Origin of the sequence: Phaeobacter sp. 11ANDIMAR09 (genome assembly GCF_001294455.1) — a bacterium.
Lineage (GTDB): Bacteria > Pseudomonadota > Alphaproteobacteria > Rhodobacterales > Rhodobacteraceae > Pseudophaeobacter.
The window spans coordinates 1-12667 of sequence record NZ_LIKT01000046.1 but is presented as its reverse complement, the minus strand read 5'-3'; the positions used below and the strand labels follow the sequence as shown (position 1 = coordinate 12667).

The 12667-nt window shown below is 54.8% G+C and carries 9 protein-coding genes; all 9 read left to right on the top strand.

All coding sequences use genetic code 11. The annotated features are described in order from the left end of the window. The coding region (locus tag AN476_RS21225; protein WP_083464451.1) for an MBL fold metallo-hydrolase at positions 1-489 on the top strand (489 nt) is incomplete at its 5' end. A gap of 649 nt (positions 490-1138) precedes the next feature. Then, complete coding sequence (locus AN476_RS21220) at positions 1139-2482, top strand: alginate export family protein (RefSeq protein WP_054463771.1); 1344 nt, start codon at positions 1139-1141, stop codon at positions 2480-2482. Then, positions 2463-3803 carry a serine hydrolase gene (locus AN476_RS21215; protein ID WP_054463769.1) on the top strand — a complete coding sequence of 447 codons (1341 nt, stop codon included), beginning with the start codon at positions 2463-2465 and terminating at the stop codon, positions 3801-3803. The genes AN476_RS21220 and AN476_RS21215 overlap by 20 nt, the downstream gene beginning before the upstream one ends. A gap of 435 nt (positions 3804-4238) precedes the next feature. Further along, positions 4239-5117, top strand: coding sequence for a LysR family transcriptional regulator (locus tag AN476_RS21210; protein WP_054463768.1), 879 nt, complete (start codon positions 4239-4241; stop codon positions 5115-5117). Positions 5118-5210: 93 nt separating this feature from the next. Next, positions 5211-6056, top strand: a complete 846-nt coding sequence (locus AN476_RS21205) for a putative hydro-lyase (protein WP_054463770.1) — start codon at positions 5211-5213, stop codon at positions 6054-6056. Beyond that, positions 6053-7090 carry a TRAP transporter substrate-binding protein gene (locus AN476_RS21200; protein WP_054463767.1) on the top strand — a complete coding sequence of 346 codons (1038 nt, stop codon included), beginning with the start codon at positions 6053-6055 and terminating at the stop codon, positions 7088-7090. Before AN476_RS21205 ends, AN476_RS21200 begins: the two co-directional genes overlap by 4 nt. Positions 7091-7160: 70 nt before the next feature. After that, positions 7161-7724, top strand: coding sequence for a TRAP transporter small permease subunit (locus tag AN476_RS21195; RefSeq protein ID WP_054463766.1), 564 nt, complete (start codon positions 7161-7163; stop codon positions 7722-7724). 2 nt (positions 7725-7726) lie between these two features. Continuing rightward, entirely contained in the window at positions 7727-9010 is a 1284-nt protein-coding gene (locus tag AN476_RS21190) for a TRAP transporter large permease (RefSeq protein ID WP_054463765.1), read from the top strand. A gap of 74 nt (positions 9011-9084) precedes the next feature. Next, a partial coding sequence (locus tag AN476_RS21185) for a hydantoinase B/oxoprolinase family protein (RefSeq protein WP_054463764.1) occupies positions 9085-12667 on the top strand: 3583 nt, incomplete at its 3' end.

Here is a 12667-nt window from a genome sequence, read left to right as displayed (position 1 = left end):
ATGGGTGATTGGCATGATACAGTTCAAATAACGCCAGAGATTTCGGTTACCCTAACACCGGCAAACCACTGGTCGGCCCGCGGAGTTCGTGATCGACGCATGGCACTTTGGAGTGGGTTCTGGATCAACAGTCCAAAAGCCCAAATTTGGTTTGCCGGAGACACTGGCTATGGCGACGGCGCACTGTTCCGTGACATACGAGTTCGTTACGGAAGGCCCGACATAGCGATCATTCCGATCGGAGCGTACGAGCCCCGTTGGTTCATGTCTGATCAACACGTTGCACCCGACGAATCTGTGCGCATTTTCGAAGATACCGGCGCCCATCAGGCCGTAGGCATGCATTGGGGTACATTTCAGCTTACGAATGAAGCGCGAAACGAACCAAGAGAGTTATTGCGCGACAGTCTTGTTTTGGCAGGAATTGACGTGAAGCGTTTTCTGGCTTTGGAGCCGGGAGAGTTTTTCTCTGATAGTGCCGTAAGATAGACTTTTAAGCGCGGCTTTCTCGAACATGCCTATGCTGACCAGTAAAAATTTGGAACGTCCGCAGTGCGGTGCAGTTTCAACGGGTCGCTGCAAGTACGCCAATGTCTGGTTCAGAGAAGCGTTCAACTGACGGTCGTTTTTGGAAGAGGTTATTAAGCTCAAAGCCGCCTTGCGGCGATGCAGCGTGTGGTTTTCACTCTGAACAGTCTGTCGCCGGTCTGATCGGCAGACCTGGTTGACTGCTTTCAGCCCTAAGCAGTCATTTGCAGAGTGTGCCACGCCATCATTGCCGCAGTTGCGAGATTTGCGGGCCAGTCTCCCAATAGCAGTCATTGAGCCACCCTAGCGTTGGGTCGCCAATGCTGCAGCACAGCCTTTTAAAGCTGTCATTCTCTGCCCTGCCACAAAATGACCATCATAGGAGTTTTGTCGACGGCATGTAAATTCAATGAGGATTCCAACAAGGGGCATTTCGGTATGGGATATAGGTGAAACCAAAATGGTGACCTAGATCGCCAGTTGCGCTACCATTGCACTAAGGAAGATTACTTCTGGAGAGGTAGCGATAGTGTGGTTTTTGTGCAGGTATTGCCTGGCTGCTGCCTTGGCCTTGTTTGCCCCGATTGCAAAAGCAGAGGACCGCGACCCGATGCTTATCTTCGATCACGGGGCTCTCACGGTACGCGGGCATTTGCAGTTTGGGCTGAACGCAGTGGCTGAACGCAACTTGTTCTGGGACCTCGCAGCAACAACCGCGCCTGCCAGCAAGTTCGCTCCTGACACAGACTGGGTAGAGGGCTACATCAAGCCAGGCATCAGCTTTGAGTACCAACTCCACACTGGTGCTTTGCTCTATGGTAAGCTCTCGGCGGTGGCGTCTTATTCATGGGGGATTGACGCCTTTGACACTGGCGATACGGGAGCAACAACACTGGAGGAAGCGTATCTCGCCATCCGCGGAAATCTCGGGCCGCACGGCACCTATGATGTATCGCTGGGGCCGCGGGAGCTGACCCTCGGAACAGGTATGCTGATTGCAAATGGCGCGACCAGCGGATTCGAGCGGGGAGCATTGAAGCTGGGCCCACGCAAAGCCTGGGAAGGCGCCGCAATCGGACGACTGACATTCGGATCTGTAAGCGGGATGGCATTCTTTCTTGATCCCAATGAATTGCCGTCGACAGATGGCAGTAACGAACTGGCGGGCTTTGATCTGCTCTATGACGATCCGGCGGGCGGTTATCTGGGTGCCACATACGTAGAGGTTATGCAGTCCGACTCGCCATATCCGCAGGCCGCACCGGGTGGCATCGGCCCGCCAACGGTGACGCCAGGGGCGCGGGAAGGAACCCGGACGTTCGGCCTCTACGGCAAAACCAATCTCCTCACGGGTGGTTTGAAAAACTGGACCTTTTCCGGGGAAGTCGCGTATCAATGGAACAACAGGATTGACCTAGAGGCCTGGGCCGGACGGATAACAGCCGGATATGATTTTGTGCAGCTGCCCTGGTCGCCCAGCCTCACCTTAGGTTACCAGAGCTTTTCCGGGGACGACCCCTATACCACCAAGCTCGAACGGTTCGATCCGCTGTACTATCAGGGAAGCCCCAGTGCCTGGGCGACAGGATCGAAATCCGCATCGACCTTCATCAATTCGAACGTGAACGCGCTGACCCTGGCGCTGCGTGTCCAGCCCACGCCACAGGATACCTGGACGCTTCGATATGCCCATATCCGAGCAAATGAGTTGAACAGCCCTGTCCAGTTTGGGCAGGCGACGCGGGTGAACGTGAATGGCAACGTTGTGTCCGGTGTTACGGACAGCCATCTCTCTGATGATTTGTTTCTCGAATACAGCCATATCATAAATCGCAATACCTATCTCTCGGCCGGGGTCTCGGTTTCCTTTCCGGGTAAAGGGATAGACAGGGTTATCGGCGCAAGCGCCGATCCGTGGACAGGAGGTTTCATCAATGTCGTCGTTAACTTCTAAGCTCTTCACAGGGGCCACGGGGGGCATCATTGCGCTTGGCCTGGCAGTGGGGGCGCAGGCGCAAAACGCGCCGCTTTCGGCGCAGGAGTCAGACCCAAATGCCATGGGCTGGATGCAGGGTTTCCCACCGCCGCCTGACAAGATCATCACGCAGCCTGACAGCGTTTATTTCAGCTTTCCCCGGCTGCGCTGGTCTGTCTGCCACTTGCGGGAATTCTTACCAACGGAAGAGATCAGCCGCGGCACCGGAGCGCCAGCGCCGCTGAGCTACCCGTCTGCATCCGATTTCGCCGAGCTTCGGGCTCAGATCGACGCACTCACCTTCACTCCGCAAAGCAGCGATGCACAGATGACTTGGGAGCAGTCACTCTACGCCAATTACACTGACGGAATGTTGATCATGCACAGAGGCGAGGTCGTCTATGAGCGCTATTTCGGCTGCCTTGAGGAAGACGGCAAACACGCCATTATGTCGATGACCAAATCCATAACGGGGCTCTTGGCTGAGATCATGGTGGCGGAAGGCAGGCTTGACGATAGGGCATTGGTGCATGAGGTAATCCCCGAGATCGGCGACAGCGCCTTTGCATCGGCCACTGTGCGGCAGGTCATGGATATGACCACGGGCGTGCAATATTCTGAGGATTACGCCGATCCCAATGCTGATATCTGGCTCTATTCCGCAGCCGCCAGTCCGCTGCCCAAATCTACGGATTACGAGGGGCCGAATGGCTATTGGGAATACCTGCAACAGGTGGAGCCTGAGGGCATGCACGGCGCAGAGTTCCATTACAAGACCATCAATTCCGATATGTTGGGCTGGATCATCAGTCGCGTGTCGGGGCAATCGGTCACCGAACTTGCCTCTGATCGCTTGTGGCGTCGGATGGGGGTCGAACAGGATGCCTACCAGACCGTCGACGATAAGGGAGTGCCCTTCGCGGGAGGCGGCATCTCCGCAGGGTTGCGGGATCTTGGACGACTGGGACAACTGATGCTGAACCAGGGCGAGCTGAACGGGCTCCGGCTGTTCCCCGTCGAAGTTGTTGAAAAGATCCGCACAGGGGGCGATCGCTCCAAGTTCGGATCTGGCTTCCCAACTTTTGGGGCGGGCAGCTACACCAGCCAGTGGTGGGTCTTCCACAATGACCACGGGGCCTATGCCGCACGAGGGGTGCACGGCCAGACGATCTACGTGGATCCTACGGCCGAGATGGTGCTTGTGCGTTTGGCCTCCTTCCCGCAGGCGCAAAACGGCTTCATCGACCCGACCTCGTTGCCCGCTTACCAAGCAGTGGCTGAGTATCTTCTCGCAAGGTAGCCAATGCCAATTTAACTAGCAATCAACCGCCCTGATCAGAGCGAAGTATAATGCTCGTTGAATTTCGTCGGGCCACATTCACATGGCCAACCACTTTGCGTATTAAAGGTCCACTTCCCGCATCCTTGTGGTTGCCTGCTTATCGTGCCGCACCTGTTTTCTTAACTCGATGCGGCCAAGATGCCCGGCGACTTACTGAATAGCAGCTTTGGGCTGGCTGCCGTCATCTAGCGGCTGGGTACCTGTGCGGAAACGCTGCAACCCAGCTGCCGCATGTCGGCTTCGAGCCCAAAGCGCTGAAGGCTGCAAGATTCACGAATGACCGCTCCGGTGGCGCTCCTAGTTTGCCTAATCAGCTATATCGAGGTGAGAAAGTACATATACCCAAAAAAATTGATCGGTTGCCCTGGCTGTCTATAAATGATTTGAATGGGCATGACCTTTGAACAACTTCGCACATTTCTATGGGTTGCCCGGCTGGGAGGCTTTCGCAAAGCTTCTGACCGCTTGCATCTTTCGCAACCTGCCGTCTCTACCCGGATATCCAACCTGGAAGATGAATTGGATGCAAAGCTGTTTGAGCGCGGACCCGGCGATTTGGTGCTCACGAAACAGGGCCAGCAGCTTTTGGGCTATGCTGAACAGCTGCTCTATGTTGAAGAAGAAATTAAGCACCGAGTCGCCAATCCCGCCGAGACTGAGGGCCTCTTTCGTATCGGTGCTTCTGAAACCATCGCCCAAGCTTGGCTCCCGTTGTTCCTGCAAGCTTTCAGTGTGAAGTTTCCACGTGTGAATATCGATTTGACAGTTGATATTTCGCTTAATCTGCGCGCTGCAATATTGGAACGACGCCTCGACTTGGCTTTCCTAATGGGGCCGATTTCAGAATATTCCGTGAAAAATGTGGCGCTACCTCAGTTTGACCTTCACTGGTACAAAGACAAACAACTGGGGCCGATTGACCTGTCGGAAATACCGATCATTTCATACTCCAGTCAGACACGCCCGTATCGAGAGCTCACCTCCGAATTGGCCCGCCGCGTGGGACCCAAATTGCGTGTGTTTTCGTCAGCATCCCTGTCAGCAAGTCTTAGGATGATTGCAGCGGGAATCGCTGTTGGACCTTATCCCCGTGTCCTTGCTGTACGACACTTGGAAGCAAATGAAATCGAGGAATTTGATCCGGGCTTTATTCCTCCACCTCTGGAGTTCACAGCCTCCTACCTAGCCGAACCACGCAGCCTTCTTGTTGAAAACGGAGCAGAAATAGCGCGTGAGATTGCGATCGACTGGCATCGAACTCACCAAAACTAATTCCAAATTTTCTATCAAAGGTGATAGAAAATGATAATTTGATTGAATTGCCCCTGTTGTGTGATGCTTTTGCAACCAAACAAGGGGCCCAAAATGCCTACCCAGAATGAGACAATCGTCGATGCTTCGCTCCTGTCGAGTGAAGACATTCGCAAACGCATTCGCGCAAGTCGCTACGATGCGAACACAGCCGGCCTCGCGCCAGGGAAGCTCCAGTGCAATCTTGCCATCATTCCCGAAGAGTTCGCACTGGACTTCCTGCGGTTTTGTCAACGCAACCCCAAACCTTGCCCGATTGTCGGGGTAAGCGACACAGGCGACCCGATGCTGCCGACCTTGGGGCGCGATATCGACATTCGAACCGACGTTCCGCGTTACCGAATTTTTCGCGATGGGGTTTTAACCAAAGAGCTCACCGATATCTCTGACTATTGGGACGATACCTTGGTCACGGTTGCGCTGGGATGTTCGTTCACTTTCGAAAACGCCTTTATTCGCGCTGGCATTCCGATGCGCCATATTGAGACAGGTCGAAATGTTCCGATGTATCGGACAAATATCGACCTCGTTCCGTCCGGACCTTTTGTTGGCCAGATGGTCGTGTCTATGCGCCCCTTAAAAGAACGTGATCTTGAGGACGCAATTTCGATCAGCTCGAAGTACCCCCAAGCGCATGGCGCACCCATTGCGATTGGCGACCCTTGCGCAATTGGCATTTCAGACATCAACCGCCCTGACTACGGGGACGCTGTGGACATCAAACCTGATGAAATACCGGTTTTCTGGGCCTGTGGCGTCACGCCGCAAAATGTCATCCAAGCCGCGCGCCCAACCTTCTGCATCACACATGCGCCTGGGCACATGCTCATCACTGACATCGCAGAAGATGCAGAGACAACAATTTACAAAAATCCAACCCAACACGGAGAGAACCAATGAAAAAACTAACAACAGCGATAGGCGCACTGGCCGTAATAGCGACGTCCGCCGTGGCGGATGGTCCAGTTGTACTGAATGCGGTTGGTACATGGTCCAGCTTGACCAATTATCAGAAACACGAAGAGCCATTCTTCAACCAGCGTCTCAACGAAGTGTCCGGTGGGGAGATCGTCGGAAAGATCCAGTCGCAATCTGGTCTGGGCCTGAAAGGTTTTGAGATTATGCGAATGGTCAAAAATGGCGTTTTTGATTTCGCCTTTGGTCTGCCTGGATACGTAGCCGCTGAAAACGCAATCTTTGAAGGGGCTGACCTGTCGTCACTGACGCAAGACATTGGCACACAACGCGCAGTTTCAGACGCCTATTTCGGCACGCTCGAAACGGCCTTTGCAGATATCTACAATGCGAAGCTTTTGATGCTGTATCCGTTCCCAAGCCAGACGCTGTGGTGCAACGGAGAAGTGAATGGCATTGCCGATCTGGATGGCAAGAAAATCCGCGTATATTCCACCACTCTTGGTGACTTTGTCGAAGGCGTAGGCGGCACGTCAGTGACCGTTGCCTTCTCAGAAGTGATCCCAGCGCTGGAAAAAGGCGTTGTGGACTGCGCCATCACCGGCACCATGTCTGCTTACACCGCAAAGTGGAGCCAGGTCGCGACGCATGCATACACCCTGCGTGTCGGCTGGGGGCTCGCCTTTGGCGCGATGAATATGGACAAGTGGAACAGCCTGTCCGCAGATCAGCAAGCTTTGCTCCAGTCCGAAATCGCGTCGTTGAATGAGGCCATGTGGGCTGAAACCGCGAAGGAAGACGATGTGGCTATTTCCTGCATCACTGGTGGTGCATGTGAAGTTGGTGAGCCTGGCTCCATGGTTCTGGTTGAGCCAACAGCGGAAGACCTTGCAGCGCGTGATCAGATTGCCGCCAATGTTGTTCTCGCACGGTGGGCGGAACGTTGTGGTGAAGAATGCGCGGCAAACTGGAACAACACCGTTGGCCCAATTCTTGGTCTGACTGCCGAAGCAAAATAACCAACCCAGCCATCACAGGGGGCGGGAAGAAATCACCCGCCCCACCGCAACTGACTAAGAGGTCCACGAGATGTTAGATAAGCTTTTCACCGGTGCCCGCACATGCAGCCTTTGGCTGACCTGGCTTGGCGGCGCACTCATCGTGCTCTCAGCCTTCCTCGTCACGCTCGAAGTGTTTTTGCGCAAATTGTTCAATGTTTCTCTTGGCGGCGCGGATGAAATATCAGGCTATGCTTTCGGGGTCGCCACGGCCTTGGCGCTGTCTTTCGCGCTGTTTGAGCGGGCGCATATCCGGGTCGATGCACTGCTGGGTGCGATCCCCAAGGCGCTGCACCCCTATATCAACTTGCTGGGCCTTCTTTTGTTGACCGGTTTTGCGCTTGTGATCGTCGTCATGGTCTGGGGCATGGTGGGCGATACGCTCGACAATGGCTCTCGCTCCATCACGCCAATGCGTGTCCCGCTTGCAATTCCACAAATTCCTTGGCTGCTCGGTTGGGTGTTCTTTGTGTTCTCAGGCGTGTTGATCGCCTTGGTCGCCATTCGCCAGCACTTCCGAGGCGACGAAGCCGGGGTGCAAAACCTCATCGGCGTCAAATCCCTCGACGAACAAATCGAAGACGAAACGGTATAACCATGTTGATCAAGACACTTCTCATTCTCCTGGCGCTGATCGGCCTTGCCGTTCCAATCGCTGCGTCTCTTGGTTGGCTTGGCCTCATCCTTCAGTGGACAGACAGCGCGATGCCGCTTCATCGCGCGATTTCCGACATGGCCTGGCAGACCAGCACGGACTTCCTGCTTGTTGCGATCCCGATGTTTGTGATGATGGGTGAGGTCCTCTTGCGGGCCGGCATCACTGAACGCATGTACGACGGAATCGTGAAATGGCTGGGCTGGCTGCCAGGCGGGTTGATGCACTCAAACATCGGCTCCTCCGCTTTGTTCGCAGCAACCTCTGGATCCTCGGTGGCGACCGCAGCCACCATCGGAACCGTGGCCGTACCGCAGATCAAGAAACGGGGCTACAATGAAAGCCTGTTCCTGGGCACAGTCGCAGCGGGCGGTACATTGGGCATCCTCATTCCGCCATCCATCAACCTGATCCTCTATGGGCTGCTGACCAATACATCTGTGCCAGAGCTCTATCTGGCTGGTTTCCTGCCGGGCTTTCTGTTGGCACTGCTCTTCATGGCTACCGTTGTTGTCGCCTGCCTGTTGAAACCTGAATGGGGGGGCGAACAGCTGCGTCATACCTGGTCAGAGCGGTTGCGTGCGCTGCCTGCATTGATCCCACCGCTGGGTATCTTCGTAGTTGTTGTTGGGTCCATCTATGCCGGCCTGGCGACGCCAACAGAGGCCGCCGCCTTGGGTGTCGTTGCCTCAATGGGGCTTGCGGTAATGAACGGGAAGATGTCCATCGACATGATGCGTCAAGCCATCGAAGGCACCATGCGCACCACTGCCATGATCATGCTGATCATCATTGCAGCTGTCTTCCTGAACTTCGTTCTTTCGATCATCGGTCTGACCCAAGCCCTGACCGATTTTGTAACTGGCCTTGGGTGGAGCCCGATGCAAACCATGTTCATGATTGTTGCTGTATTGATCCTAATCGGGTGCTTTATGGAAACGCTGTCGATGCTACTGACCATGGCACCTCTGATCACGCCAATCGTTGTGGCGCTTGGCTTTGATCCTGTCTGGTTTGGTATCCTGTTGATGGTCCTACTGGAAACGGCCCTCATCACACCTCCGATTGGGATCAACCTCTACGTCGTGCAAGGCATCCGCAAAGGCGGACCTATGATTGACGTCATCCGAGGCGCGATCCCATTCGTTATCACGATGTTCGTCATGTTGGCGCTGTTGCTTGCCTTCCCGCAACTCGCACTGTGGCTGCCGTCTTTGGTCTACTAAGACCACAGCGCCAAACACCAACATCTTAATTTGAAAGACTGCAGGCCCAGCCTGCAAACAGAGGAGCTTTATCTATGTGGCAGTTTTGGGTCGATCGCGGTGGCACATTCACCGACATCGTAGCGAAATCACCATCCGGAGAGCTGAAGACACGCAAGCTTTTGTCAGAAAACCCGGAAGTCTATAAAGATGCGGCCGTGCACGGTATTCGCGAACTGCTGGATCTGAAACCGGACACAGCAGTGCCCAGTGGGCTCATCGAAGCTGTAAAGATGGGCACAACCGTTGCGACCAACGCCCTGCTGGAACGCAAAGGCGATCGAACGGTTCTTTTCATAACCAAAGGAATGAAAGACCTTCTGCGCATTGGTTACCAGAACCGACCGAGACTCTTTGATCTGAACATTGTGTTGCCAGAGCTGCTTTATGAAAATGTGGTCGAGGTCGAAGAGCGCATTGATGCGGATGGCAACGTGGTCGCCTCTCTGGATACCGCTGCGGCTCGTACGGCTTTGTCCAAAGCCTATGACGAGGGCTACCGGTCCATCGCGATCGCCTTGATGCACAGCTACAAATTTCCTGATCATGAAAAACAACTGGGTCTGATGGCGCAGCGGTCCGGGTTCACCCAAATTTCGCTGAGCCATGCCGTCAGCCCCCTGATCAAACTGGTCGGACGCGGAGATACGGCGGTTGTGGACGCTTATCTGTCCCCAATTCTGCGCCGCTATGTTGATCAAGTCGCCAATGCGCTTGGCGCCCATACAGGCGGATGTGAGCGGTTGATGTTCATGCAATCAAACGGTGGTCTCACCGATGCGCGACTGTTCCATGGTCGTGATGCGATCCTATCGGGCCCTGCGGGCGGTGTAGTTGGCATGGTTCGATCTGCCTGTGAGTTGGGTTTTGACAAGCTCATTGGCTTTGACATGGGCGGCACGTCTACCGATGTGTGCCATTATGCCGGAGAGTTTGAGCGTTCATTTGAGACAGAAGTCGCAGGCGTACGTATGCGCGCGCCGATGATGTCGATCCACACGGTTGCCGCAGGTGGCGGTTCGATTTTGTCCTACCGCGACGGACGGATGCAGGTCGGCCCAGAAAGCGCAGGCGCCAACCCGGGTCCGGCGGCCTATCGCCGAGGCGGCGAACTGACTGTTACCGACTGCAATGTGCTCTTGGGCAAACTGAACCCGGATCACTTCCCGCATGTTTTCGGCCCAAATGCCGATCAGCCGCTCGACAAAGATATTGTGCGTCAGAAATTCGAGGAGCTTGCCGCCAAGATCGGCAATGGCAAAACCCCGGAAGAGCTCGCCGAGGGCTTCTTGCGGATCGCTGTTGAGAACATGGCCAACGCCATCAAAAAAATCAGCGTCCAGCGCGGCTACGACGTTACCAAATACACCATGAACTGTTTTGGGGGTGCCGGCGGGCAGCACGCGTGTCTCGTGGCTGACGCCTTGGGCATGGAAAGCATCTTTGTTCACCCCTTTGCCGGGGTATTGTCTGCCTTTGGCATGGGGCTTGCTGATGTCAGAGCGATGCGCGAGCAGCAATTCGAAAAGCCTTTAAGTGATACAGGCGCGCTCGCGGCTTTGGACGAGATGGCCCAAATCGCGGGGGATGAGGTCAAAGATCAAGGTATCGATGAGGCCGAAGTCGTCATTTCCAAACGGGCCCAAATCCGCCCGCGCGACGCGCAACAAAGTATCGAAGTGGACTTCGGATCCGCTGTTGAAATGGAAGCCGCCTTTGTTACAGCGCATCTTCAGAGGTTTGGTTTCACACCAAACACAGGTGATCTGATCATTGATGTTCTTGTCGTGGAAGCCATCGGTCAAACTGGCGAAGGTGTGAGTCTAGATGATCCGCGCGACACATCAATCGATGAGACGCCAGTGTCGGTCTGTTTTGGCGGGGAATGGCAGGGCGTGCCGCTGGTTGACCGCGCAAGCCTTGCCATTGGACAAGCCGTTGAAGGGCCTGCGATTTTAACAGAGGCAACAGGAACAAACGTTATTGAGCCTGGGTGGCGTGCGACCTGCGCCAAAGGCGGCAACTTGATCCTTGAAAGAACAGTTCCGCTTGAACGCGCCGAAGCGATTGGCACCCAGGTTGACCCAGTCATGCTTGAGGTCTTCAACAACCTCTTCATGTCCATCGCCGAACAAATGGGGGCCACTCTGGCAAATACCGCCTACTCTGTGAACATCAAAGAGCGACTGGATTTCTCCTGTGCAATCTTTGACCAGAACGGCGATCTGGTTGCCAATGCACCGCATGTGCCGGTGCATTTGGGCTCCATGTCGGAAAGCGTGCGCACGGTACTGCGTGAAAACGAGGGCAAGATTCGCCCCGGTGACGTGTTCATGATGAACAATCCGTTTAATGGTGGAACGCATTTGCCAGACGTCACCGTCATCACTCCAGTATTTGATGCAGACGGGAAAGGCATTCTCTTTACCGTCGCCTCTCGTGGACACCACGCTGATATTGGTGGCAAAACACCAGGATCGGCGCCGCCAGATAGTCGAACGATTGAAGAAGAAGGCGTTGTGATCGACAACTTCCTGCTTGTGGACCAAGGGCATCTGCGTGAAGCAGAAACCCGCACGCTTTTGGGGTCTGGCTCCTATCCGTGCCGGAATATCAACCAGAACATTGCGGATTTGGCGGCGCAGATAGCGGCCAATGCGACTGGTGTTTCCGAGCTCCAAAAGATCACCCGCCAATTTGGGATCAAAGCAGTGCATGCCTACATGGGCCATGTGCAGGCCAATGCCGAGGAAAGCGTGCGCCGTGTTCTGGATGTGCTCAAAAACGGCAAGTTCAGCTATCCGATGGACAGTGGCTCAAAGATCGCCGCGGAGATCCGCGTTGACAAAGAGAACCGCTCTGCAACGATTGATTTCACCGGAACATCTGCGCAAAGTCCGCTGAACTACAACGCGCCAATGGCCATTTGCCGTGCAGTTGTTCTTTACGTGTTCCGTACTTTGGTCGGTCGCGATATCCCTATGAACGAAGGGTGTCTGAAACCGCTGAACCTGATTGTGCCAGAAGGCACAATGATCAATCCGAAATCTCCGGCGGCTGTCATCTCGGGCAATACAGAAGTCAGCCAATCCATTGCTGACGCGCTATACGGCGCACTCGGCGTGATAGCGGGCAGCCAAGGGACCATGAACAACTTTGTCTATGGAAATGAAACTTACCAAAACTACGAGACGATTTGTGGTGGGACTGGAGCTGGTGATGGCTTCGACGGGGCCAGCGCCGTTCATAGCCATATGACAAATACCCGTATGACGGACCCAGAAGTACTTGAGACACGGTTTCCCGTTAGGGTGGAGGAATTTTCCATTCGCCAAGGTTCGGGTGGTGGCGGTCAATTCATTGGTGGCAATGGCATCGTACGGCGCTTGTATTTCAATGATGCGATGACCGTCACCACCTTGAGTTCGCATCGAATGGTTCCTCCTCAAGGGGCCCATGGCGGCGCGTCTGGATCAACAGGTGAAAACTCTGTTCTACGTGCGGATGGTCGAGTTGAGTTATTGCAGGGGAACGATCAAGTGGAGCTGGTTTCGGGTGATACCTTCATCATTAAGACTCCTGGAGGTGGTGGGTTTGGAGCTGACCTGCCCCCCGAAA